Source organism: Halovulum marinum, from assembly GCF_009697225.1.
Classification (GTDB): Bacteria; Pseudomonadota; Alphaproteobacteria; order Rhodobacterales; family Rhodobacteraceae; genus Halovulum; species Halovulum marinum.
On the sequence record NZ_WIND01000002.1, the window covers coordinates 449,532 to 471,855 of the forward strand.

Consider the following 22,324-nt stretch of genomic DNA (forward strand, 5'->3'; position numbering starts at 1 on the left):
TCTGGTGAATCTAGGCGTGGGCCGCAGCGCTTGCAAGTTCGGGCCCGCTGGTGATCGCGTCCAGCCCACCGCGATGCGCGGCAGCCAGCTCGGCCAGTTTCACCGCCGTGCCGGCCAGTGTCACCGCGTCGCCGCCGAAGCGGCCGACGACCGCCGCCGGGACGCCGTGCGCCGTCGCAAGGTCCAGCAGCGCCTGCGGCTCGGACGTGGCCAGCAGGTATCGGCCCTGGTCCTCGCCATAGAGCGCGCCAAGCCCGGAGACGTCCAGCGTCACCCCGACCCCGCCGGCCAGTGCCATCTCGGCCGCAGCGACGGCAAGGCCGCCGTCCGCCACGTCGTGCGCGGCGCGCAGCAGGCCCGCATCGCGCGCCGCCAGGACCAGCTCGCCCGCCGCGCGCTCGGCCGTCAGGTCCACCGCCGGCGCGTCGCCGCCGCGATCGCCCAGCACCTCGTGCGCAAAGGCCGAGGCGCCCAGGTGCCCGCCCTGCGGCCCGATCCGCACCAGCGCGTCGCCGTCCTGCGGCCGGGTGCCGATCGCGTCGGACAGGTGCGCCAGCAGACCCACCGCGCCGATCGTCGGCGTGGGCAGGATCGCGCTGCCGTCGGTCTCGTTGTAAAGGCTGACGTTGCCCGAGACCACGGGCATGTCCAGCGCCTCGCACGCCGCGCCGATGCCTTTGATGCAGCCCACGAACTGGCCCATGATCTCGGGCTTTTCGGGGTTGCCGAAGTTCAGGTTGTCGGTGACCGCAAGCGGCCTCGCCCCGGTCGCGATCAGGTTGCGATAGGCCTCGGCCACAGCCTGTGCCCCGCCGCGCTCGGGATTGGCCTTGCAGTACCGCGGCGTCACGTCGGCGGTGAAGGCCAGCGCCTTGTCGGTGCCGTGCACGCGCACGATCCCGGCGTCCGAGCCCGGACGGCGCATCGTGTCCGCCCCGACGCTGGTGTCGTACTGCTCGTAGACCCAGTGACGCGAGCAATGGTTGGGGCTGCCCATCAGCGTCAGCAGCGCCTCGGCCGCGTCGACCTCGGGGATGTTGCCCAGCGGGGCCGGCGCCGGAGGCTCGACCCAGGGCCGGTCGTATTCGGGGGCCTCGCCCGACAGCGCCTTCAGCGGCAGGTCGGCGGCGACCTCGCCGTTCATGCAGATCAGGAAGCGATCCTCGGGGATGGTCTCGCCGACGATGGCGAAATCCAGGTCCCACTTGTCGAACACGGCCTTGGCCTCGGCCTCCTTCTCGGGGCGCAGGACCATCAGCATCCGCTCCTGGCTTTCCGACAGCATCATCTCGTAGGCGGTCATGTTCGCCTCGCGCACCGGCACGCGCTCCAGATCCAGTCGGATGCCCAGATTGCCCTTGTCGCCCATCTCGACCGCCGAACAGGTCAGCCCGGCGGCACCCATGTCCTGGATCGAGATCACCGCACCGGTCGCCATCAGCTCCAGGCAGGCTTCCATCAGCCGCTTCTCGGTGAACGGATCGCCAACCTGCACCGTCGGGCGCTTTTCCTCGATCGTGTCGTCGAACTCGGCCGAGGCCATGGTCGCACCGCCGACGCCGTCGCGGCCGGTCTTTGCGCCCAGATAGACCACCGGCATGCCGACGCCGCTGGCCGCCGAGTAGAAGATGCCGTCCGCGCGCGCGATCCCGGCGGCGAAGGCGTTCACCAGGCAGTTGCCGTTGTAGGCCGGATCGAAGCGCAACTCGCCACCCACGGTGGGCACGCCGAAACAGTTGCCGTAGCCGCCGACGCCGGCGACCACGCCGGCCAGCAGGCCGGGGGTCCTGGGATGACCGGGCGCACCGAAGCTCAGTGCGTTCATCGCCGCCACCGGCCGCGCGCCCATGGTGAAGACGTCGCGCAGGATGCCGCCGACGCCGGTCGCCGCGCCCTGGTAGGGCTCGATGTAGGACGGGTGGTTGTGGCTCTCCATCTTGAAGACCACCGCCAGTCTTCGTCCATCGGGGCCGTCGCCGATGTCGACCACGCCGGCGTTCTCGCCCGGCCCGCAGATCACCTGCGGGCCCTCGGTCGGCAGCGTGCGCAGCCATTTCTTCGACGACTTGTACGAGCAGTGCTCGTTCCACATGGCCGAGAAGATGCCCAGCTCGGTCAGGTTCGGATCGCGCCCCAGCAGGCGGCGGATCCGCTCCATCTCGTCGGGCGAAAGGCCGTGTGCGGTGGCAAGGTCTTCGATGGTGTCGCGGTCGCTCACGCCGGGTCCTCTTCAGCTCGGGCGCCCGCGGGGGCGCGGCCATGTCTTAGGATCGGGCGCTGTTTAGGGCAGTCGGCGGCAAAGGGGAAGGGGCGTCGCCGCCGCCGCGCCGCGCATCGGCCCGGCCGGCGCGCGAAAGATGTTGGCTTGCCACCGGATTGCCCCGACAATCGCCGCGCCTCGCTGCGGCCGGCACGGCGCCGGGCAGGCGGGCCGATTGCGAAGAGGAGGATCATGCTTTTCATCGAGCCGATCGCGGACCGGGACGCCAGCGGGCCGGCCGCCGAATTACGCGGACGAGCGGCAGGGCCTCGGCCGCGTTCTGAACCTGCACCGGGCGCTCGCGCACATTCCGTCGCTGGCGCGGCACTTCGAGGCGATGACCGGCGAGCTCAAGGCGCAGATGGGACTGCGCCGATACGAGCTTGTGACCATCGCGGCGGCGCTGGCGCTGCGCAGTTCCTACTGCGCGCTGGCCCATGCCTCGGTCCTGCTGCGCGACGGCATGGAGCCTGACGAGCTGTTGCGGATCGTCACCGATCCGCCCGGCGCGGCGCTGACCGGGGCCGAGCGGGAGATGATGGCCTATGCCGGCGAGATCGCCCGCGACGCCGCGGCGATCGACCCGGCCCGGATCGAGCGGCTGCGGGCGCACGGGTTCGCGGATGCCGAGATCTCCCGGATCGCCGCGACCGCGGCCTTGCGCAGCTTCTTCAGCAAGTACCTCGACGCGGTCGGCACCGCGCCGGACGCGGACTACCTGGCGCTCCCGCCCGAGTTGCGCGAGGCGCTGGTCCGCGGGCGGGCCATCGCCGCCGCACCCGGCGACACGGCGGCGCCGCCGGCCTGACCAGCGAACGCTGCCCGCCGCCTGGGGCTGTCGGCAAAAAAGGCCCGGGGCTTTCGCCAAAAAAAAGGCCGAGCACAAGGCTCGGCCCAAGTCCAACAGGGAGGTGAGAACGCTGCCGCGCTCTCGACCCCTGATATAGCGGGCACGCCCCCTGCAGACAAGCTTTAGGGCGTCCCGCACCGTGCATACCCGCCATATTGATTCCGCATAGCTGCAGATGCGTCACAGGAAGCCGGCCGCGGGCTCGGGCTGAATATCCATGATGTCGGGATGGCGTCTCTTGAAGGTGTTGATCTCTTCGATGATGAAGTCCCGGAACGCCGCGACGCGCTTGGACTGCCGCAGTTCCTCGGGATAGGCGAGATAGACCGGGATCGACTTGCTCATTTCGCGCGGCAGCACGTTTACCAGCTGCGGGAAATCCGCGGCCACGTAATGCGGCAGCGAGCCGATCCCCAGCCCGTTCAGCACCGTCTGCAGGATGCCGAAATAGTTGTTCACCGTCAGCCGGCTTTCGAACTCGGCCAGCAGGAACGGCTGCAGCCAGGTCAGCCCGGCGCTGACCTGCCGGCTCGAGGGGCTCTGGGTGATGATCCGGTGCTGCGCCAGCTCGTCCCTGGTCTTCGGCACGCCGTGGAACTCGATGTAGTCGGTCGAGGCGTAGAACTTCATCACCACGTCCATCAGCCGCCGCCGGATCAGATCGGCCTGGCTGGGCTCTTTCATCCGGATCGCGACGTCGGCCTCGCGCATCGGCAGATCGAGGACGCGTTCCTCGAGGATCAGGTCGATCTTCAGGTTCGGATAGCGCTCGTAGAGCCGGCCCAGCCGCGGCGCCAGCCACATCGTGCCGAAGCCGGTGGTCGTGGTCACCCGCAACTCGCCATAGATCGCGTCGGAACTGTCGCGGATGCGCGCGGTCGCCGCGTCCAGCCGCTTGCGCATGGATTTCGTGGCGTCGAACAGTAGCTCTCCCTGCTCGGTCAGGATCAGCCCGCGCGCATGGCGGTGGAACAGGGTGACGTTGAGACTTTCCTCCAGCGCCCGGATCTGCCGCGACACCGCCGACTGGCTCAGGTGCAGCGCCTCGCCAGCGTGGGTCAGCGACCCCGCGTCGGCGACGGCATGAAAGATCCTGAGCTTGTCCCAGTCCATCGGCCCCTCCCGATCGTCCTTTGGCGCTCGGGCCGCTTCACGAACATGCGTCCGGGGCGCCGAGGAAGTGCGCATATTGCCAGACAGGGGCGCAATTGAAAGGTTTCTTTCTTTTCGCTGCATGGGGGCGTCCGCGGGCGCGAATTCGCTTTCCGCGCTCGGCGCCGGACCCCTATTATCCCCTGGAAAAGGGAGGGTGCGCATGAGTTTGCAATCGGTTTCCCTGAAGGACCGCTTCGACCTGACGAAACGCCAGATCCTGCTCGGCGGGATCCACGCGCTGGCCAGGCTGCCGCTGATGCAGGCGGCGCGCGACCGGGCTGCCGGCCACGACACCGCCGGCTACGTCACCGGGTACCGCGGCTCGCCGCTGGGCGGGGTGGACCTTGCGATGCTGCAGGCCGGCAAGCAGCTGGACGCGGCGGGGGTGGTGTTCAACCCCGGCCTGAACGAGGATCTCGCCGCCACCGCGCTCTGGGGCACGCAGCAGGCCGAGCTGCGCGGCGAGGGTGCGCACGACGGCGTCTTCGGCATGTGGTACGGCAAGGGGCCGGGGGTGGACCGCTGCGGCGACGTGTTCCGCCACGCCAACATGGCCGGAACCTCGCCGCTGGGCGGCGTGCTGGTCTGCATGGGCGACGATCACACCGGCGAAAGCTCCACCGTCCTGCACCATTCGGAATTCGCGCTGGTCGATGCGCTGATGCCGATCCTCAGCCCGGCGGGCGTGCAGGAGGTGCTGGACTACGGCATCCTCGGCTGGGAACTCAGCCGCTACTCCGGCTGCTGGGTCGGGCTCAAGTGCATCAAGGACACGATCGAGGTCAGCCAGGTCGTCGACGGCGATCCGCACCGGCTGCAGATCGTCGCCCCCACCGATTTCGAGATGCCCGAGGGCGGGCTGAGCATCCGCCTCGGCGACACGCCACCGGCGCAGGAGGCGCGGCTCCACGACTACAAGCGGTTCGCCGCGGAAGCCTTTGGCCGGGCGAACAAAATCGACAAGCGCATGCATGGGCAGGCGGGCGCGCGCATCGGCATCGTCTCGTCCGGCAAGGCCTGGCTCGACACCATCCACGCGCTCGAACTGCTGGGTATCGACGCGCAGCGCGCCCGCGCGCTGGGCATCACCACCTACAAGGTCGGCATGGTCTGGCCGCTGGACGAGCGCAGCTTCAAGGAATGGGCCGAGGGGCTGGAGCTGATCATCGTCGTCGAGGAAAAGCGCAAGCTGATCGAGGTGCAGATCAAGGAGGCGATCTTCAACGACCGCCGCGGCCGCCGCGTCATCGGCTGGAAGACCGAAGCGGGCGAGGTCGTCTTTACCGTCAAGGGTGCGCTCGATCCGGTGATGGTGGGGCGCAAGCTGGGCGGCCTGCTGGCCGCCGAGGGCATCGACGATCCGGACATCGCCGCCCGCAAGGCCCGGCTGGACGAGGCCGCCGCCGCCGACAACGCCCCGGACATCGCCGCGCGGCTGCCCTGGTACTGCGCCGGCTGCCCGCACAACACCTCGACCAAGCTGCCCGACGGCGCCCGCGCCTATGCCGGCATCGGCTGCCACTACATGGTGCAGTGGATGGACCGCGAGACGACCGGTTTCACCCACATGGGCGGCGAGGGCGTGAACTGGGTCGGCGAGGCGCCGTTTTCCAAGCGCAAGCACGTGTTCCAGAACCTTGGCGACGGCACCTACAACCACTCCGGCGTGCAGGCGATCCGGGCGGCCCTGGCGGCGAACACCAACATCACCTTCAAGATCCTCTACAACGACGCCGTCGCGATGACCGGCGGCCAGGCCAACGAAGGCGGGCTCTCGCCCCAGCAGATCGCCCGGGAACTTCTGGCGATGGGTGTGAAGAAGGTCGTCGGAGTCTACGATCCGAAAGAGGAAACAGACCTGCGCAGCTTCCCCTCCGAGGTGCCGATGCGCCCGCGCGAGGAGTTCATGCAGGTCCAGCGCGAGATGCCCGAGGTCGAGGGCGTTTCGGCCATCATCTACATCCAGACCTGCGCCGCCGAGAAGCGCCGCCGCCGCAAGCGCGGCACCTTCCCCGATCCCGACACCCGCGTCTTCATCAACCCGGACGTCTGCGAGGGCTGCGGCGATTGCGGCGTGCAGTCGAACTGCGTCGCCATCCTGCCCGAGGAAACCCCCTTCGGCCGCAAGCGCCGCATCGACCAGTCCGCCTGCAACAAGGACTTCAGCTGCCTCGACGGCTTCTGCCCCAGCTTCGTGACGCTCGAGGGCGCCGCGGTCCGCAAGGCCGAGCCGAAGGCGCTGTCGATGCCGGATCTGCCGGCGCCGGCGCTGCCGGCGATCGACGGCACCTTCAACATCGTCATCACCGGGGTCGGCGGCACCGGCGTCGTCACCGTCGGCGCGCTGCTGGGCATGGCCGCGCACCTCGAGGGAAAGGGCTCCGGCGTGATGGAGATGGCCGGCCTCGCGCAGAAGGGCGGCGCGGTGCACATCCACTGCCGCATCGCCGGGCGGCCCGGCGACATCAAGGCGATCCGCGTCGCCACCGCCGAGGCCGACGCGCTTGTCGGCTGCGACATGGTGGTGGCGGCCGGGTCCAAGACGCTGGGCCTGCTGGCGCGCGGGCGCACCCGTGCGGTGCTGAACACGCACGAGACGATGACCGGGGCGTTCACCCGCGATCCCGGTTTCCGCCTGCCCACCGACCGGCTGGGCGTCAGCCTGCGCGGGCGGATCGGCGACGACGCGTTGACCGCGCTCGATGCGACGGAGCTGGCGACCGAGGTGCTGGGCGACGCGATCTTCGCCAACGTGCTGATGCTGGGCGCTGCCTGGCAGGCGGGCATGGTGCCGCTGTCCGAGGCGGCGCTGCTGCGTGCGATCGAGATCAACGGCGCGGCGGTCGAGGGCAACCGCACCGCCTTCGCGCTGGGCCGCTGGGCGGTGGTGGATCCGGCGGCGACGACGAAGCTGCTGCGCCATGCCCCGGCGCCACAGGCCGAGGGCTTCGAGCAGATCGTCGCCCGCCGCGAGGCGCACCTTGTCCGCTATCAGAACGCGGCGCTGGCGCGGCGCTACCGCGCGCTGGTGGACCGGGCCGCCGCACGGGACAGCGCGTTCGGCGAAGCGGTGGCAAGAGGCTACCACAAGCTGTTGAGCTACAAGGATGAATACGAGGTGGCGCGGCTGCACCGCGAGACCTTGCAGACCGCCATCGAGCAGGAATTCACCGGCGTCCGGCGGGTCCGGTTCCACCTGGCGCCGCCGATCCTGGCGCGCAAGGGGCCGGACGGCCGCCCGGTCAAGCGCCGCTTCGGCCCCTGGATGATGCGCGCGTTCGGCGTGCTGGCGCCGTTCAAGGTGCTGCGCGGCACGCCGTTCGATCCGTTCGGATACAGCGCCGAGCGGCGCATGGAACGGGCGCTGATCCGCGACTACGAGGCCGAGATCGCGGCGCTGCTGGCCGACTGGCCCGCGGACCATGCCGACATCGCCCGCGCCCTGGCCGAACTGCCGCTGCAGATCCGCGGCTTCGGCCCGGTGAAGGAGCAGGCGGCCAACGCCGCCGCGGCCCGGCGCGACGAATTGCGCGCCGCGCTGCGCCAGCCGCCGCCTGCCGCGCAAAGCGCCGCCGAGTGAGCTTCGCGACAGGTTCCGCGCGCTCGTGACCGGTCGTTAGCGAATTTCGTGCTATCTTGTGCGCGGGGTAGCGTTAGGGGTGTGTGATGAAAGCTTTGTTCAAGGAAAGGCCGTTCACCTGTCGGACCTACAGCCGAGCCGAACGGCTGTCGGACGCCGCGATCCACATCGTCGGCGTGGTATCGGCGATCGTCGCGGCCGGGGTCCTGATCACGCTGGCGTTTTCCTGGCGGCCGGAGCCGGCGGTGCGCATCGGCGCGGTCATCTACGGGTTGTGCCTGTTGCTGATGCTGGCGGCGTCGGCGGCGTATCACATGACACCCTGGCAGGAATGGAAGGAAACGCTGCGGCGGCTGGACCAGTCGGCGATCTACGTCAAGATCGCGGGCACCTACACGCCGTTCGCGCTGCTGGCCGGGACCTTGCCGCTGCTGATCGGGATCTGGGGCGCGGCGGCCGCCGGACTGTCGCTGCGGGTGTTCGCGCCGAACCGGGCGGTGCCGGTGGCGCTGGCGCTCTACCTGCTGATGGGCTGGGCCGGGGTGCTGGTGGGCGACGCGCTGCTGGACAGCCTGTCGCCCAAGGCGCTGCTGCTGATGCTGTCCTCGGGCGTGATCTACACCGTGGGCGTGGTGTTCTACCTTTGGGATGCGCTGCCGTTCCACAACACGATCTGGCACGCCTTCGTGCTGGTCGGAACCGCGGTGATGTACGTCGCGATGCTGCTGCAGTTCGCCGAATTCCCGGCGGCGATCCCGCCCGCCGCGGTCATGCCTTCCTGATCAGCCAGACCTGGCGCGGAAAGCCGTCCTCGCGGCTTTCCACCAGTTCGTGCCCCTGCTCGGCGCAGAAATGCGGCACGTCCACCAGCGCCGCGGGATCGTCGGTCAAGACGCGCAGCACCTGGCCCGCGGCCAGCGGCGCAAGCCGCTTGCGGATCTTCAGCACCGGCAGCGGGCACAGCAGCCCGGCGGCGTCCAGTTCGGCATCCCAGGTCATTGAATCCGCCTAATCCCAGCTGTCGCGGATGTCCACGGGTTTGTAAGCCATCGACGGATGAGGCGTCGGGGCAGGGCGCGTAACGCCGTGCTCCGGCCTGTCGCCACCCGGGCGGAGATGCGAAAGACGCCATGTTCGGAGTCGAGTTCATCGACGTCATCGACGTCATCGACGGCTCGCGCGCGCGCCCGCTGTTCTTTCTCGTCCTGGCTGCGGCAAGCCTTTCCGCGCCTCGGCCAGATCGGCTGATCGGGCCTTCCCCTTCGCCGCGCCCGCGCATAGTCTGCGCGCGATGGCAGGGGCAGGCAGATGACGGCGGCGGATCCCGCGCGCACCGTGCGCAAGCGGCATGTGTTCTATGTGCCCGGCCACGACCCGGCCGGCGGGCGGCGCTATCGCGAGATCTATCGCGCCGAGGCGGCGAAGCAGGCGGCGGTCTCGGGCTACCGGATCGACGTCGAGGGGCTGCCGCCCGAGGACGGCGTCTACCGCTGGCAGGCCGAGGCGACGATCGACGGCGTGACCACGCGCACCACCTTCGACTTCCTGCTGTGGAACGACCTGGTCAAGCAAAGCCTGAACAAGTCGATGCTGGCCACCTACTGGCTGACCCTGCGCACCTTCTGGGCCTATCTGGCCAGCGGCACGCTGGCGGCGATCGCGCGGGTGCGCCCGGTGATGCTGTTCAGCACGCTCTACCCGATCGCCGTCTACCTGCTGACGCCGGTGGCAGGGCTGCTGGCGGGGCTGCTGGTCGCCTGGCTTGCCGGTCTGGTGCTGCCGGTGCCGGGCTGGGCCACGGCGCTGGCGATGCTGGCCGGCATGGCCGCCGCGCTGGCGTTGCTGCGGCGCTATGACCAGAGGTTCTTCATCACCTACCTGGTGCTGGCCTACGCCTACATCGCGCAGAACCGCGGCGGCACGCCGCCGGGGCTGTACGAGCGCGGGCTGAAGTTCAACGAACGGATCGCCGCGGCGCTGGCCTCGGACGTGGACGAGGTGCTGATCGTCGGCCACTCGGCCGGGGCCGGGATCGGCGTGTCGCTGTGCGCGATGCTGCTGCGCGACGGCAAGGTGCCGCCGGGCAAGCTGGCGCTGCTGGGCATCGGCTCGGTCACGCAGATGATCAGCTTCCTGCCGAAGGCGCAGTGGATGCGGGCCGACCTGAACCTGCTGGCGCAGACCGCGCACCTGGCCTGGATCGAGGTCTCGGCGCCGTCGGACGGGATGTGCTTCGCGCTGTCGGACCCGGCCGCGACCTCCGGCGTGAACCCGCCGCCCGAGAAGAAGCGCTGGCCGGTGGTGTTCTCGGCCGCCTATCACCAGAGCCTGTCCGAGGCGGTGCGCAATGACCCCGACTTCAACATCTACCGCAAGCATTTCCAGTATATTCACGCTTTCGACCGACCCCGGGACTACGATTACTTCCAGATCACCGCGGGGCCGCGGACGCTGATGGCGCGCTATGGCGGCCGCAAGTCCAGCAAGGGCCGCATCGACCGGCCCGCCAGCCGCTACCGGGACTTCTGATGGCCGAGCAAGACTACACCCCGCCGATGCCGCGCACGCGGCCCGAGAACGCCTCGATCCTGGCGCGCCTGCGGCTGGCGCGGCGCGACGTGTTCGCGTCGCAGCCGCGACGGCTCTACAGCGCGTGGATGGCGCAGCAGCGGGCGGTGTTCTTCGACAGCTTCACCATCAACCAGCCCGACATCGTCAAGCTGATCCTCGAGGGGCGCCCCGACGATTTCCCCAAGTCGCCGATCATCGGCGACACGCTGAAGCTGCTGCTGGGCGAATCGGTGTTCGTGACCAATGGCGAGCAGTGGAAGCGCCAGCGCCGGATCATCGACCCGGCGTTCGAGGGCGGCCGGCTGCGCGAGATCTTTCCGGCGATGGTCGAGGCCGGGAACGCCTGCGTCGCGCGCCTGTCCGGGCACGCGCCCGACCAGCCCGTCGAGATCGAGTTCGAGACCGCGCACGCCGCCGCCGACGTCATCTTCCGCACCCTGTTCACGATCCCGATCACCGACGACAAGGCGCGGCAGGTGTTCTACGGCTTCCGCGACTACCAGCGCGCGCAGCCGCTGATGACGTTCCCGGCGCTGCTGAAGATGCCGCCCTGGATCCCGCGGTTCCGCTCGTCGAAATCGGCGCGGGCGGCGGCGAAGATCCGCGGCGTGCTGACCGACATCATCAAGGTCCGACAGGCCGAGATCGCCGAGGGCCGGGCGCCGCGGGACCTGGCCACCAAGATCATGACCACCGCCGATCCGCAGACCGGCGAGACCTTCGACGCGCAGGAGATGACCGACCAGGTGGCGATCTTCTTCCTCGCCGGGCACGAGACCTCGGCCAGCGCGCTGGCCTGGACGCTCTACCTGCTGGCCTCGCGGCCCGAGGTGCAGGAGCGCGCGGCGGCCGAGGCGGCGGCGGCCTGGGACGCGGCGCCCGAGTTCGGCGACATGCGCAAGCTCGGCTTCGTGCGCGACGTGTTCCGCGAGGCGCTGCGCCTGTACCCGCCGGTGCCGATGATGGTCCGCGAGGCGCAGAAGGAGGAACGCTTCCGCAAGCGCAGGGTGAAGACCGGCTCGCTGTGCATCCTGTCGCCGTGGCACCTGCAGCGGCACGAGCGGATCTGGGACCGCCCGCACGTGTTCGACCCGGACCGCTGGAAGACGCCCGAGACGCGGGCGACGGCGCGCGCGGCGTACATGCCGTTCTCGACCGGGCCGCGGGTCTGCACCGGTGCCGGTTTCGCGATGATCGAGGGCGTGATCCTGCTGGCGCAGCTGCTGCGCGCGTTCCGCTTCGAACCCGTCGAGGGCCGCGTGCCGGTGCCGGTGCAGCACCTGACCGTGCGCTCGGAGAAGGGCATCTGGCTGCGGCTGGCGCCGCGTCAGAGCTGCTCGGCCGAGAAGGTGTCGCAGGCTTCCGGATCGCCGGACGCATAGCCGCGCTCGAACCATCGCTGGCGTTGCTCGCTGGTGCCGTGGGTGAAGCTGTCGGGCACCACCTGGCCCTGGCCGGCGCGCTGCAGCGCGTCGTCGCCGATCGCGGCGGCGGCGTTCATCGCCTCCTCGATGTCGCCCGGTTCCAGACTGCCGAAGCGGTCCTCGGCATGGCGCGCCCACAGCCCCGAATAGCAGTCGGCCTGCAACTCGATCCGCACCGACAGCCGGTTCGCCTCGGCCTCGGGCAGGCGGCTGCGGCGGGCGTTCACCTCGCCCAGCACGCCGGTCTCGTTCTGGACGTGATGGGCGACCTCGTGGGCGATGACATAGGCGAAGGCGAAATCGCCGCCCGCGCCCAGCCGCTGCTCGAGCGTCGCGAAGAAACTGGTGTCGAGGAAGATGCGCCGGTCGCCGGGGCAGTAGAACGGCCCGACCGCGGCGTTGGCGGTGCCGCAGGCCGAACCGGTGACGCCGGAATAGAGCACCAGTTCGGGTTCGGCATAGCTGCCGCCCGAGGCGTCGAAGATCGCGCTCCAGACCTCCTCGGTGTCGGCCAGCACGACGCTGACGAATTCCTCGGTGCGGTCGTCGATGGTGTTCGGTCCGGTCGGCTCGGACACCGGGCCGCCGCCGCCCTGCAGCAGCGGCGTCAGGTCGACCCCGGCGAAGGCGCCGATCAGCACCACCACCAGCGCGCCGAGCCCGCCGATCCCGGCGACGCGGCCGCCGCGCATGCCGCGCCGGTCCTGGATGTTGCGGCTGCCGCGCCGGCCCCGCCATTTCATGTCGTCACCTCGTGATTGTCGGGCTGGCCATACATCGCCGCGAACCTGGCCAGCACATACAGCCGGATCGCGCCGGCCAGTCCGCAGCCGACGCCGCGGGCGGCGTCGATCTCGGCCGCCAGCGCGTTCAGCGGCTTGTTCTCGGCGCGGGCGAGGGCGCGGAACGCGTGCCAGAACGGCTCTTCCAGCGAGACCGAGGTGCGGTGTCCGCGCAGGGTCAGCGACCGCTTCCGGGGCGGTCCATAGTCAACTTGCGTCATCGTCGGGCGAATCCTCGAGTCGGTGACCGTCCAGCTGCCGCGCCTGCTGCGCGCGGCGGGCCCGGTCGAGGCGCGCGGGCTCGCTCGCGGCGGCGGTGCCGGCGCGGGTCTCGGCATCGCTGCGGGCGCGTTTTTCGGCCCGGGAACGGGCCTTGCGGGCACGACGGAGATTGATGGTCTGACCGGTCATGTTCGTCTGTCCAGGCGGCTGTGGCGGCAGGGTCCAGAACAAGTATAGGGCGCCCCCTGGGGGTGGTCGAGGCGTCGGATACGCCCGTTGCAGGGGGATTTCACCGTGAAAACCCCATCAACCCGTTGTTTTAAAAGGAAAACCAAATCCTGAAAATAGATGAACGCCGGTCCGGTTTGCCGGGCCGGGCGATCCGGGCGGGGCAGGTACTGCGGCGCCGCCGCGGTGGCGCCGCGGGACGTCAGGGCAGGGTGATCTCGCCGCCGATGGTGTTGGTCTCCTCGCCGGCGTCGTTGTCGGAAAGAGAGCTGAACTGACCGCCGCCCGAGGCGCCGTCGAACGCGCCGGTGCCGCCGACCAGCTGCCAGTCGCCGGTGATGGCGCCCTGCTCGGACATGCCGGTCGCGGTCCACTCGATCGAGATCATGTCGCCGCCGCTGGCGGTGAAAACGCAGCGTCCGGCGCCGGTGACCTGCGGCGGCTTCACCTCGGTCGCGCCGAAGCAGGGGCCGGTGGCGCCGTGCAGCGGGTTCGACGGATCGGCATCGGCAATCTCGGTATATTCGCTGTGGTTCATGATCACCATGTGGCTGTCGGACAGCTGGTGGACCTTCGACATGTCCGAGGCCTTGCCGACGCCGTCGACGGTCCAGGACTGGGCCTGCGCCGGAACCTGCGACAGGCCCAGGCCCAGCACTGCAAGCGCGGCGACCACCGCGTGGCGGGTCGTTTCCGATTTCATCTTGTCCTCCCATACCAACAAGGCGCGCACGGCACCGGACCCGCCGCGCGCGCGGCAAGTATAGCAGAAAGCTGATGTTTTTGCGCTCAGGCGTCCCAGGCGGCGCGCACCTCGTCGTCCCAGCCCAGCGTCATCCGCGCGTCGCTGGCGATCACCGGGCGTTTCATCACCGCCGGCTGCGCCTCGAGCAGGGCGTCCACCTCGGCGTGTTTCAGATAGTCGTTGAGATTGCGCCAGGTCTGCGACTGGCGGTTTACCAGCCGGTCGCCGAACTCGGTCAGCAGCGGCTGCCATTCGTCGGCGCTGAGCGGCTGCGCGCGCACGTCGCGGAACTGCACCTTGTGGCCGGCGGCCTCGAGCGCCTTGCGCGCCTTGCGACAGCTGTCGCAGGTCGGCAGGCCATAGAGCGTGAGAACGGTCATCGGGGGACTCCTGTCGCTGGGTCGCCTGCCGGATATGCCACGGCCGCCGCGCCGGGGCCAGAGCTGGCGCCGGGCCGGGGCCGTGCCGTCCGTGCAACAGTCGTTCCCGCAGCGGCGCAGCGGCGGGAACCGCGGCTCCGGCCCCACGTTTCCCCGGGCCGACCGACGAGAGGACCGATGCGCCGCCTGATCCGCCTGCTTTGCACCTCGCCCGTCGAGGGTATCGCCCTGCTGCTGCTGGCCGGCGTGCTGGTCGCCGGCGTGCTGGACGCGACCGAGGCGCGCGAACTGCCGCCGCTTGGCCGCGTCGGTGCGCGCTGAACGCGGGGCCGGGCGGGCGCGGGGCGCCGGTTTCGTTCGATCTGTCCATGCCGCCTCTCGCTCCTGTTACGCCTGCGTCGAAAATGTTCCCGGCATTCATGCCGGGGCCGGCGGCGGAGAGGCAGCGCGCGGTGCTTTCCCCTTGGAATGCCGAAGGAATTTCCCCGTGGCGCGGCCGGTCAATATCATGTGACTTAAAACCCGGACATTCTCCTGCATCTTGAGGGCGTGTCCGGGCGCCTGCGCGCGGACGACCCGATACCCACAGCAGGAGCCTGCCCCGTGAAGCAGACAGCCGCCGCACCCGCCGCCGCCCGGGACCCGTCGCAGATCGCCGCCCGGTTCGCGCGCACCCGCGCGCGCAGCCGCGCGCTGGCCGCGCCGCTGACGCCCGAAGACATGATGCTGCAGTCGATGGAGGACGCCAGCCCGGCCAAGTGGCACCTGGCGCACACCACGTGGTTCTTCGAGGAGTTCATCCTCAAGCCGCGGCTGCCCGGCTACCGCTCGCCCGACGATCGTTTCGCGCTGCTGTTCAACAGCTACTATGTGCAGGCCGGGCCGCGGCACGCGCGCGACAAGCGCGGGCTGATCTCGCGCCCCGGTCTGGACGATGTCTGGGCCTACCGGGCGCAGGTCGACGACGGCATCGCCGCGCTGATGCAGGCCGGGCGCGACGATCTGGACCAGATCGCCGCGCTGGTCGAGCTGGGCTGCCACCACGAGATGCAGCACCAGGAGCTGCTGGTGACCGATCTGCTGCACGGGCTGTCGCACAACCCGCTGCTGCCGGCCTATCGCGACCCGGCGCCGAAGCCGGTCAGCCAGGAACGGCCGCTGAGCTTCACCCGCCACGACGGCGGCCTGGTCGAGATCGGCCACGACCCCGGCGATCCCGCCTTCGCCTACGACTGCGAGGGGCCGCGGCACCGGGTGTTCCTGGAGCCGTTCGCGCTGGCTGACCGGCCGGTGACGAACCGCGACTGGATCGCATTCATGGACGACGGCGGCTACCGCACGCCGACGCTGTGGCTGATGGACGGCTTCGCCGCCTGCGAGGCCGCGAGCTGGGACCGCCCGCTGTACTGGTGGCGCCAGGACGACGAGTGGTGGACCTTCACCCTGCGCGGCGCGCAGCCGGTGAACCTGGACGCGCCGGCGGTGCACGTCAGCTACTACGAGGCCGACGCCTTCGCCCGCTGGGCCGGCGCGCGGCTGCCGACCGAGGCGGAATGGGAACACGCCTGCGCCGGCGTCGCCATCGAAGGCAACTTCCTCGACGCGCGCGAGTTCCGGCCGCTGCCCGGTGGCGGGCTGTGGGGCGACGTCTGGGAATGGACGCAGAGCCCGTTCACCCCGTACCCCGGCTTCCGCCCGCCCGAGGGCGCGATCGGCGAGTACAACGGCAAGTTCATGGTCAACCAGTTCGTGCTGCGCGGCGGCTCGTGCGCGACGCCGGTCGAACAGATGCGCGAAAGCTATCGCACCTTCTTCCACCCGCACCAGCGCTGGCAGATGCTGGGGCTGCGCCTGGCCAGGGACGCCTGATCATGGACGCACCGCTGATCCGGGACCGCGCGCTGTACGCCGCCGCGCTGGACGGGCTGACCGCCCGGCCGAAGCGGATGGAGGCGAAGTGGTTCTATGACGCGCGCGGCAGCGCCCTGTTCGAGCAGATCACCCGGCTGCCGGAATACTACCCGACGCGGACCGAGATCGCGATCCTGCGCGCCGAGGCCGGGCGCATCGCCGCGCTGGTGCCCGACGGCGCGGCGCTGGTCGAGCCCGGCGCCGGGGCCAGCGTGAAGACCCGGATCCTGCTGGACCGGCTGGCGGGGCGGCTGGCCGGCTATGTGCCGCTGGACATCTCGGGCGGGTTCCTGAACCAGGTCGCCGAGGGGCTGCGGACGGACTATCCGGCGCTGCCGATCCGGCCGGTGGTGGCGGACTTCATGGCCGAACTGCCGGTGCCGGACGATCTTCGCCCGGCGCCCAAGGTGGTGTTCTTTCCCGGCTCGACCATCGGCAACCTCAGCCAGCAGCAGGCGGTGGCGCTGCTGCGCCGGGCGCGGGCGCTGCCGCATGTCGCGCGGATGTTCCTCGGCCTCGATCTGGTCAAGGACCCGGACACGCTGGTCGCCGCCTACGACGACGCCGCCGGCGTCACCGCCGCGTTCAACCGCAACCTGCTGGCGCGGCTGAACCGCGACGCCGGCGGCGGCTTCGATCCCGACAGCTTCGCGCACCAGGCGCGCTGGGTGCCCGACAAGGCCCGGATCGAGATGCACCTGGTCTCGGCGCGCGCGCAGGAGGTGCCGCTGGGGCACGAGACGATATGTTTCGCGCGGGGCGAGAGCATCCATACCGAGAACTGCCACAAGTACACGCCGGAGCGGCTGGAGGCGCTGATCCGGCCCGCCGGCTGGCGGCTGGGCCCGCTGCTGACCGACCGCGACCGGCAGTTTGCGGTGGCGGTGCTGGAGCCGACCGGCGACTGACCGCGGGCCGCGGTCAGCGGCGCGCGCCGCGGCCGCGGTCGAACCCCTTGCGGGCGGCAGCGCCGGCGCCGAGACCCCGGAAGAAGGCCTGTACCAGGTCGGGCGACGCGGGCGGGGGCGGCGGGCCGGGCGCCGCCGGTTCCGCGTCCCGGTCCGGATCGCGCCGGCCGCCGGCGAGCGCGACCAGGATCAGCCCGGTCCCGGTGTAGATCAGCCCGAAGGTCAGCGCGGCGATGCCGTGCCCGGCGGCGCTTGCCAGTGCGATCCAGCCGGCGACTGTCAGCAGGGCGATGCCGATGCCCAGGCACAGCCCGCCCGCCAGCCCCATCGCGCCGCGCCGCGCCGCGCGCCTGATCCTGCTGCGGATCATCGCGGCCGCCTCAGCGGCGTCCCGTCACCAGCCCGACCAGAAACCCGAACGCCGCGGCCATGCCGACGGCGGTGGCCGGGTTCTCGCGCACCTTGACCTCGACCTGCGAATAGGCGTCGGTGGCCTGCCGCTGCGCCTCGGCCAGGCCGGCCTCGCCCATCGCGGCGGCGCGCAGCGCCTGATCGCGTGCGTGGGTGGACAGATCCTCGGCCCGGGCCTTGCCGTACTCGCCCAGCGTGCGGGTCAGCGCCGCCATGTCGTCGCGCAGCGTGGCGATCTGCTCCTGCAGGTCCTCGATCGTCGGTTCGGTCTTGCTCGGGGTGTCGGCCGCGCGCGCCATTGGGTTCTCCTTGGGTCATGCAGGTGCGTAACACGAACGCCGCGGGCGCGGTAAAGTTCCCGTGCCGGCGCGGCGCAGACCCAGGCTGGGCGGGAACCAATTCACGGAATGTTCGTTGTCCGCCCATGAAGACGCGGCCCGCGTCACAGTCAGACAAGGAGAAATACCATGCTGGGTTGGGCCCTTACATTTCTCGTGATCGCGCTGATCGCCGGCATCTTCGGCTTCGGCGGCATCGCCAGCGCGTCGGCCGGGATCGCGCAGATCCTGTTCTTCGTGTTCCTGGTGCTGTTCATCGTCGCCATGGTGGCGCGCGCCGTCCGCGGCCGACCGCCGACCTGATCGCGTCCTGATCGCGTCGCACGACTCGCGCGCCGACGCGACCGGCGCGGGATCTGACGCGGGATGTGACGGCGGGCGCATCGCGAGACACCGAAACCGGGGGCGGCCTGAGGGCCGCCTTCGACCGTACCGGGGGCGCGGCGCCGCAGCCGCAGCCCGGTCCCGAAGCAGGAGATCACCATGGCCAATCCGAATTCAGTCATCCCCGGCCTGTCGGAGGTCGAGACCGGCGTGCGCAACGCGCCGGCGCTGGCCGACGCACTGTCGAGCGTGCTGTCCGACACCTACCGGCTGATGATCAAGACCCACAGCTATCACTGGAATGTCGAGGGGCCGCTGTTCCACGCCATCCATACGATGACCGAGGAACAGTACCAGGACCTGTTCGAGGCCACAGACGAGCTGGCCGAGCGGATCCGCGCGCTGGGACACCTTGCGCCCGGCCGGATCGACGAGATCACCGGCGGCTCGGTGGTCGGCGACACCGTCGACAACGCCACGGCGGTGCGGATGGCTGCCGACCTTGCGGCGGATCACGAGCGGCTGGCGCAGCGCCTGCACGCGCTGATCCGCATGGCCGAGGCGCAGAACGACCCGGTCACCGCCGACATGGCGACCGCGCGTTCGGCGGCACACGAGAAGTCGGCCTGGATGCTGCGCGCCACGGCGAAGTGAGTGCCGAAGTGAGCGGCGAAGCGAGCGGGCCGACGGCGGCGCGAGGCGCCCGAGCCGGCCGCGGCCGGGACCGGAGGAGCGGCTGACGTGCGAGCGGAAGGTGGACCGGCGATCTTGCAGACGATTGGCCCCGCCGGATGTCCAGCGGGGCCTGTCTGCAAGCCGGATCCTGGGAGCGGAAACTCAGGCCTGCAGCGTCTCGGTGCTGGAGAAGAACATCGCCTGGCTGACCGCCGACTGCACCTGCGCCTCGGAGTAGGGCTTGGTGATCACGAACGCCGGCTCCGGCCGGTCGCCGGTCAGCAGCCGCTCGGGATAGGCGGTGATGAAGATCACCGGGATGTCCGAGGCCGAGGCGAGTATCTCGTTCACCGCCTCGATTCCCGAGGACCCGTCGGCCAGTTGGATGTCGGACAGGATCAGGTCCGGCTTCTCGCGCAGGGCCTGCTCGACCGCGCCCTTGTGGGTGCGGGCGACGCCGGTGACGGAATGGCCCATGTCGGTGACGATGGTCTGCAGGTCCAGCGCGATGATCGGCTCGTCCTCGATCACCAGGATGCGGCCGCGCATGGCTTCTTCCATCTCGCGGTGCGCGACGCCGATCAGATGCTCGACCTCGCTGCCCGAAAGCGACATCACCGCCGCGATCTCGGGATGGGTGAATTCCTCGATCGTCGACAGCAGCAGCGCCTCGCGGGTGTCGGGGGTCAGCTGGGCAAGCCGGCGCTGCGCGCTTTGCGCGATGCCGATTTCGGATTCCTCGACCGGGGCGCCGGCGCTTTTCCAGATCATGTGGAACGCGCGGAACAGCGCCACCTTCGAAGACAGGTCGCGCTGGATGATGCTCGGATCTTCAAGTATCGCCTCGAGTGTCGCGGCGGCGTAGTTGTCTCCGGTCGTCTGGCTGCCGGTCAGCGCGCGCGCGTAGCGGCGCAGGTACGGCAGCAGCTGCCCCACGGTTTCGGAGAAAACGGCACCTTGTGCGTCGTTGGGCATGAAGTTCGGTCCCCTCTGCGTTTTTTGGGATATGTCGTTTTTCTTGGAACCGAACGCGGCCGGTGTGCGTTCGGTTCCCGACGAGAGCAGTTTTTTTGAATCCGGAACAGGACGAAGGATGGGCAACGATAACGAAAAGCCGGCGCTGGAACGGCAGATAGAAGAGAATCTGCGGCGCGTGTACCAGCAGAACATGCAAGAGGATGTGCCTGATCGTTTCAAGGAGCTTCTGGCGAAGCTGAAAGCGCGGGATTCCCAGTTTTCGGAGCAGGACAACGGTAAATGACCGCGGCGCAAGCGAAAGACATACCCGACCCGCGCGAAGAGCTGGTCGAGCATCTTCCGGCTATGCGCGCGTTCGCGTTGAGCCTGACGCGCAACCGCGCGGCTGCCGACGACCTGGTCCAGGATTCCATCGTCAAGGCCTGGCAGAACATCGACAAGTTCCAGCCGGGAACCAACCTTCGGGCATGGTTGTTCACGATTCTGCGCAACCTGTTCTACTCGGCGCGGCGCAAGAGCAAGCGCGAGGTGCAGGACAGCGACGGCGCGATGATGGCCACGCTGTCCGAGAAGCCCGAGCATGACGGGCGGCTGGCGATGGCGGATTTCGAGACCGCGTTCGCCAAGCTGAACGTCGAGCAACGAGAGGCACTTATCCTTGTCGGGGCCTCCGGCTTCTCCTACGAAGAGGCGGCGGGCATGTGCGGCGTCGCCATGGGCACGATCAAGAGCCGGGTCAACCGCGGCCGTGCCCGTCTGGTGGAGTTGCTGGATCTGAAGGAGGATGAGGCATTGGAGTTGACGGACAAGTCAACGATGGCGGTCGTCACGGCGCGCCTGCTGCCGAACAAGGACTTCGTTTGACGGCACGCCTCGGCGAGCTGACCCGGGGCCTCGCGTTCCGGTTCGCGATACTTCTGGCCCTGGCGCTTCTGCCCGTCGGGGCCATCGCCATCTATCAGACCCTGGAACTGGTCCGGGAGGCGAACGAGCAGGCCGAGGATTCGCTGCTGGCGATCGCCGCGGACGCGGCGGCGCGCGAAGCCGGGCTGATCCGCAGCGCGATCGGCGCGGGCGAGGCGATCGGCGCCATCGTTCCGGACCTCGGCGACGACCCGGACGAGTGCCGGCGGCTGCTGGCGGATTTCGTGCGCGCCTCGGGCCGGTACAGTTTCGCCGCCTTCGTCGATGCCGATGGCAGGCTGTGTTCGTCGAAGGGCAATGTCAGCGACATACGGACGGCGCGGATCTTCGACGGCATGCAGACCGCCAAGTCGCCGAAGGTGGATCTGGTGATCTCGGATATCCTCGACAGCGTGCCCTCGATCGTGGTCTCGGTGCCGATCAGGCCCGGCAGCGAGGAATTTGCCGGGTTCGTCTCGATCGCGCTGCCGCAGACCCGGCTGTTCAGCCGCCTGGACGAGGCGGGCACCGCGCGGCCGGTCGACATCGTGACCTTCAACTCCGGCGGGCAGGTCTTGTCAGCCGAGGCCGGCCTGCAGGGCGTGGAGAACCGCCTGCCTGCGGACCGGCCGCTGTCCTCTTTCATCGGCGAGATGGCCAACGCCTTTACCGGCGACACCGTGGCCGGCGAAAAGCGGGTGTTCGCCTCGGTGCCGCTGGTATCAGGCACGGTCTATGCGCTGGCGATCTGGGACGACGACACGCTGGCGTTCCAGCCGGGTGCGGGGAACCTGATGGTCCCGGTGCTGTTCCCGCTGCTGATGTGGCTGGCAAGCCTTTGCGTCGCGTTCCTGGCGGTGCGGCGGCTGGTGATCCGGCCGACCCGGAACCTGCGGGCGCGGATGCTGCAGTTCATGCGTTCGCGCCACATCAGTCCGCCGCGTGAAGGCCGCCTGGTGTCCGCCGAGCTGCAGGACATCGACGAGACCTGGAACCGGATGGCCGAGAGCGTGCTGCGCGACGAGGCCGAGATGGAGGACATGCTGCACGACAAGACCGTGCTGCTGCGCGAGGTCCATCACCGGGTGAAGAACAATCTTCAGCTGATCGTGTCGATCCTGAACATGAAGATCCGCCGGACCGCGGCGCCCGAGGCGAAGTCGGTGCTGCAGGACGTGCAGCACCGGGTGATGAGCATGGCGACGGTGCACCGGCATCTGTACGAAAGCTCCGACCAGGGCCGGGTGCCGATGGACGAGCTGATGCGCGCGATCGTCGCCCACGTCACCGCCGCGCTGCTGCCACCGGATTCCGGCATCTCGATCGGCGAGAACTACCAGGCGGTGGTCCTGTACCCCGACCAGGCGGTGCCGCTGACCCTGGCCGCGACCGAGGCGATCACCAACGCGCTGAAGTACCTCGGGCGGCCCGACGCCGGCACGCCCTGGATCTCCATCGGCCTGAGCCGCGAGGACAAGTCGGCGGTGCTGGAGGTCGCGAACTCGGTCGGGCCGCCGCTGCCGACCGCCGGCGGGCCGAACAGCAGCGGCATGGGCGAGCAGCTGCTGCGCGCATTCGCCGCGCAGCTCGACGGCGTGCTCTCCGCCGAGGAGGATGGGGAACGATACGTCATCCGGCTGCGTTTTCCGATCGGCAGCTTCGTGCAGGAAGTCGCCTGA

At 69.7% G+C, this 22,324-nt stretch carries 24 protein-coding genes; 13 read left to right on the plus strand and 11 right to left on the minus strand.

Annotation, left to right across the window (positions count from 1 at the left end; genetic code table 11):
• Positions 1 to 10: 10 nt before the first annotated feature.
• Complete coding sequence (gene purL, locus GE300_RS05250; protein WP_325063112.1) at positions 11 to 2,218, minus strand: phosphoribosylformylglycinamidine synthase subunit PurL; 2,208 nt, start codon at positions 2,216 to 2,218, stop codon at positions 11 to 13.
• 139 nt (positions 2,219 to 2,357) lie between these two features.
• On the opposite strand from purL, the gene GE300_RS23520 reads away from it, so the two are divergent.
• A complete protein-coding gene (locus GE300_RS23520; protein ID WP_154445486.1) occupies positions 2,358 to 3,068 on the plus strand; it encodes a carboxymuconolactone decarboxylase family protein in 711 nt (236 codons plus the stop codon).
• Between the two features lie 222 nt (positions 3,069 to 3,290).
• Here the strand turns inward: GE300_RS23520 and GE300_RS05260 are convergent, their stop codons facing one another.
• Positions 3,291 to 4,223, minus strand: a complete 933-nt coding sequence (locus GE300_RS05260; protein WP_154445487.1) for a LysR family transcriptional regulator — start codon at positions 4,221 to 4,223, stop codon at positions 3,291 to 3,293.
• Between the two features lie 202 nt (positions 4,224 to 4,425).
• Between GE300_RS05260 and GE300_RS05265 the strand changes: the two genes are divergently transcribed.
• Together GE300_RS05265 and trhA are read left to right on the plus strand one after the other, a co-directional pair.
• A complete protein-coding gene (locus tag GE300_RS05265) occupies positions 4,426 to 7,845 on the plus strand; it encodes an indolepyruvate ferredoxin oxidoreductase family protein (RefSeq protein ID WP_154445488.1) in 3,420 nt (1,139 codons plus the stop codon).
• 86 nt (positions 7,846 to 7,931) lie between these two features.
• Positions 7,932 to 8,627 carry a PAQR family membrane homeostasis protein TrhA gene (gene trhA, locus GE300_RS05270; protein WP_154445489.1) on the plus strand — a complete coding sequence of 232 codons (696 nt, stop codon included), beginning with the start codon at positions 7,932 to 7,934 and terminating at the stop codon, positions 8,625 to 8,627.
• Here trhA and GE300_RS05275 read toward each other — a convergent pair.
• Positions 8,614 to 8,844 carry a sulfurtransferase TusA family protein gene (locus GE300_RS05275; protein WP_154445490.1) on the minus strand — a complete coding sequence of 77 codons (231 nt, stop codon included), beginning with the start codon at positions 8,842 to 8,844 and terminating at the stop codon, positions 8,614 to 8,616. The genes trhA and GE300_RS05275 overlap by 14 nt on opposite strands.
• 309 nt (positions 8,845 to 9,153) lie before the next feature.
• Between GE300_RS05275 and GE300_RS05280 the strand changes: the two genes are divergently transcribed.
• Positions 9,154 to 10,374, plus strand: a complete 1,221-nt coding sequence (locus GE300_RS05280) for a hypothetical protein (protein WP_154445491.1) — start codon at positions 9,154 to 9,156, stop codon at positions 10,372 to 10,374.
• On the plus strand, positions 10,374 to 11,798 hold the full coding sequence (locus GE300_RS05285; protein ID WP_154445492.1) for a cytochrome P450: 1,425 nt from the start codon (positions 10,374 to 10,376) through the stop codon (positions 11,796 to 11,798). Before GE300_RS05280 ends, GE300_RS05285 begins: the two co-directional genes overlap by 1 nt.
• Here the strand turns inward: GE300_RS05285 and ypfJ are convergent.
• The 5 genes from ypfJ to GE300_RS05310 all read right to left on the minus strand — a co-directional run bounded on the left by ypfJ (position 11,744) and on the right by GE300_RS05310 (position 14,197).
• Complete coding sequence (ypfJ, locus tag GE300_RS05290) at positions 11,744 to 12,583, minus strand: KPN_02809 family neutral zinc metallopeptidase (RefSeq protein WP_154445493.1); 840 nt, start codon at positions 12,581 to 12,583, stop codon at positions 11,744 to 11,746. The two genes, GE300_RS05285 and ypfJ, sit on opposite strands and share 55 nt — an antisense overlap.
• On the minus strand, positions 12,580 to 12,843 hold the full coding sequence (locus GE300_RS05295; protein WP_154445494.1) for a ribbon-helix-helix domain-containing protein: 264 nt from the start codon (positions 12,841 to 12,843) through the stop codon (positions 12,580 to 12,582). The genes ypfJ and GE300_RS05295 overlap by 4 nt, the downstream gene beginning before the upstream one ends.
• Positions 12,830 to 13,033, minus strand: coding sequence for a DUF4169 domain-containing protein (locus GE300_RS05300; protein ID WP_154445495.1), 204 nt, complete (start codon positions 13,031 to 13,033; stop codon positions 12,830 to 12,832). The genes GE300_RS05295 and GE300_RS05300 overlap by 14 nt, the downstream gene beginning before the upstream one ends.
• A 241-nt stretch (positions 13,034 to 13,274) precedes the next feature.
• Positions 13,275 to 13,775 (minus strand): hypothetical protein, encoded by a 501-nt coding sequence (locus tag GE300_RS05305; protein ID WP_154445496.1) that lies wholly within the window; start codon positions 13,773 to 13,775, stop codon positions 13,275 to 13,277.
• A gap of 86 nt (positions 13,776 to 13,861) precedes the next feature.
• Positions 13,862 to 14,197: an arsenate reductase family protein gene (locus tag GE300_RS05310; protein ID WP_154445497.1), complete on the minus strand. Its 336-nt coding sequence runs from the start codon at positions 14,195 to 14,197 to the stop codon at positions 13,862 to 13,864.
• A 177-nt stretch (positions 14,198 to 14,374) separates the two neighbouring features.
• Here GE300_RS05310 and GE300_RS05315 point away from each other — a divergent pair, with 177 nt between their 5' ends.
• The 3 genes from GE300_RS05315 (at position 14,375) to egtD (ending at position 17,016) form a co-directional block, all read left to right on the plus strand.
• Positions 14,375 to 14,518 (plus strand): hypothetical protein, encoded by a 144-nt coding sequence (locus GE300_RS05315; RefSeq protein ID WP_154445498.1) that lies wholly within the window; start codon positions 14,375 to 14,377, stop codon positions 14,516 to 14,518.
• Between the two features lie 282 nt (positions 14,519 to 14,800).
• Positions 14,801 to 16,066, plus strand: coding sequence for an ergothioneine biosynthesis protein EgtB (gene egtB / locus GE300_RS05320; protein ID WP_325063113.1), 1,266 nt, complete (start codon positions 14,801 to 14,803; stop codon positions 16,064 to 16,066).
• Between the two features lie 2 nt (positions 16,067 to 16,068).
• Entirely contained in the window at positions 16,069 to 17,016 is a 948-nt protein-coding gene (egtD, locus tag GE300_RS05325; protein ID WP_154445499.1) for an L-histidine N(alpha)-methyltransferase, read from the plus strand.
• 13 nt (positions 17,017 to 17,029) lie between these two features.
• On the opposite strand, the gene GE300_RS05330 is transcribed toward egtD, so the two are convergent.
• A complete protein-coding gene (locus tag GE300_RS05330; RefSeq protein WP_154445500.1) occupies positions 17,030 to 17,386 on the minus strand; it encodes a hypothetical protein in 357 nt (118 codons plus the stop codon).
• A gap of 10 nt (positions 17,387 to 17,396) precedes the next feature.
• On the minus strand, positions 17,397 to 17,726 hold the full coding sequence (locus tag GE300_RS05335; protein ID WP_154445501.1) for a DUF883 family protein: 330 nt from the start codon (positions 17,724 to 17,726) through the stop codon (positions 17,397 to 17,399).
• A gap of 168 nt (positions 17,727 to 17,894) precedes the next feature.
• Here GE300_RS05335 and GE300_RS05340 point away from each other — a divergent pair, with 168 nt between their 5' ends.
• Both GE300_RS05340 and GE300_RS05345 read left to right on the plus strand, forming a co-directional pair.
• Positions 17,895 to 18,068 carry a DUF1328 domain-containing protein gene (locus GE300_RS05340; protein ID WP_154445502.1) on the plus strand — a complete coding sequence of 58 codons (174 nt, stop codon included), beginning with the start codon at positions 17,895 to 17,897 and terminating at the stop codon, positions 18,066 to 18,068.
• A 180-nt stretch (positions 18,069 to 18,248) separates the two neighbouring features.
• Positions 18,249 to 18,743, plus strand: coding sequence for a Dps family protein (locus GE300_RS05345; protein WP_154445503.1), 495 nt, complete (start codon positions 18,249 to 18,251; stop codon positions 18,741 to 18,743).
• A 183-nt stretch (positions 18,744 to 18,926) separates the two neighbouring features.
• Here the strand turns inward: GE300_RS05345 and GE300_RS05350 are convergent, their stop codons facing one another.
• A complete protein-coding gene (locus GE300_RS05350) occupies positions 18,927 to 19,739 on the minus strand; it encodes a response regulator (RefSeq protein WP_154445504.1) in 813 nt (270 codons plus the stop codon).
• Between the two features lie 118 nt (positions 19,740 to 19,857).
• Here GE300_RS05350 and GE300_RS22850 point away from each other — a divergent pair, with 118 nt between their 5' ends.
• The 3 genes from GE300_RS22850 to GE300_RS05360 are packed head-to-tail and all read left to right on the plus strand — an operon-like array spanning position 19,858 to position 22,324.
• Positions 19,858 to 20,025, plus strand: a complete 168-nt coding sequence (locus tag GE300_RS22850) for a NepR family anti-sigma factor (RefSeq protein WP_233416770.1) — start codon at positions 19,858 to 19,860, stop codon at positions 20,023 to 20,025.
• Positions 20,022 to 20,606 (plus strand): RNA polymerase sigma factor, encoded by a 585-nt coding sequence (locus GE300_RS05355; RefSeq protein ID WP_154445505.1) that lies wholly within the window; start codon positions 20,022 to 20,024, stop codon positions 20,604 to 20,606. The genes GE300_RS22850 and GE300_RS05355 overlap by 4 nt, the downstream gene beginning before the upstream one ends.
• Complete coding sequence (locus GE300_RS05360) at positions 20,603 to 22,324, plus strand: sensor histidine kinase (protein WP_154445506.1); 1,722 nt, start codon at positions 20,603 to 20,605, stop codon at positions 22,322 to 22,324. Before GE300_RS05355 ends, GE300_RS05360 begins: the two co-directional genes overlap by 4 nt.

Bases quoted from the DNA above. Each gene is read 5' to 3' on its own strand.
- GE300_RS05280 (WP_154445491.1), top strand. From the start codon at position 9,154: ATGACGGCGGCGGATCCCGCGCGCACCGTGCGCAAGCGGCATGTGTTC.
- GE300_RS05285 (WP_154445492.1), top strand. From the start codon at position 10,374: ATGGCCGAGCAAGACTACACCCCGCCGATGCCGCGCACGCGGCCCGAG.
- GE300_RS05305 (WP_154445496.1), bottom strand. From the start codon at position 13,775: ATGAAATCGGAAACGACCCGCCACGCGGTGGTCGCCGCGCTTGCAGTG.
- GE300_RS05335 (WP_154445501.1), bottom strand. From the start codon at position 17,726: ATGGCGCGCGCGGCCGACACCCCGAGCAAGACCGAACCGACGATCGAG.
- GE300_RS05340 (WP_154445502.1), top strand. From the start codon at position 17,895: ATGCTGGGTTGGGCCCTTACATTTCTCGTGATCGCGCTGATCGCCGGC.
- GE300_RS05295 (WP_154445494.1), bottom strand. From the start codon at position 12,843: ATGACGCAAGTTGACTATGGACCGCCCCGGAAGCGGTCGCTGACCCTG.
- GE300_RS23520 (WP_154445486.1), top strand. From the start codon at position 2,358: ATGTTGGCTTGCCACCGGATTGCCCCGACAATCGCCGCGCCTCGCTGC.
- GE300_RS05355 (WP_154445505.1), top strand. From the start codon at position 20,022: ATGACCGCGGCGCAAGCGAAAGACATACCCGACCCGCGCGAAGAGCTG.
- GE300_RS05315 (WP_154445498.1), top strand. From the start codon at position 14,375: ATGCGCCGCCTGATCCGCCTGCTTTGCACCTCGCCCGTCGAGGGTATC.
- GE300_RS05275 (WP_154445490.1), bottom strand. From the start codon at position 8,844: ATGACCTGGGATGCCGAACTGGACGCCGCCGGGCTGCTGTGCCCGCTG.
- GE300_RS05345 (WP_154445503.1), top strand. From the start codon at position 18,249: ATGGCCAATCCGAATTCAGTCATCCCCGGCCTGTCGGAGGTCGAGACC.
- trhA (WP_154445489.1), top strand. From the start codon at position 7,932: ATGAAAGCTTTGTTCAAGGAAAGGCCGTTCACCTGTCGGACCTACAGC.
- GE300_RS05260 (WP_154445487.1), bottom strand. From the start codon at position 4,223: ATGGACTGGGACAAGCTCAGGATCTTTCATGCCGTCGCCGACGCGGGG.
- GE300_RS05350 (WP_154445504.1), bottom strand. From the start codon at position 19,739: ATGCCCAACGACGCACAAGGTGCCGTTTTCTCCGAAACCGTGGGGCAG.
- GE300_RS05300 (WP_154445495.1), bottom strand. From the start codon at position 13,033: ATGACCGGTCAGACCATCAATCTCCGTCGTGCCCGCAAGGCCCGTTCC.
- GE300_RS05330 (WP_154445500.1), bottom strand. From the start codon at position 17,386: ATGATCCGCAGCAGGATCAGGCGCGCGGCGCGGCGCGGCGCGATGGGG.
- egtD (WP_154445499.1), top strand. From the start codon at position 16,069: ATGGACGCACCGCTGATCCGGGACCGCGCGCTGTACGCCGCCGCGCTG.
- GE300_RS05310 (WP_154445497.1), bottom strand. From the start codon at position 14,197: ATGACCGTTCTCACGCTCTATGGCCTGCCGACCTGCGACAGCTGTCGC.
- GE300_RS05265 (WP_154445488.1), top strand. From the start codon at position 4,426: ATGAGTTTGCAATCGGTTTCCCTGAAGGACCGCTTCGACCTGACGAAA.
- GE300_RS22850 (WP_233416770.1), top strand. From the start codon at position 19,858: ATGGGCAACGATAACGAAAAGCCGGCGCTGGAACGGCAGATAGAAGAG.
- ypfJ (WP_154445493.1), bottom strand. From the start codon at position 12,583: ATGAAATGGCGGGGCCGGCGCGGCAGCCGCAACATCCAGGACCGGCGC.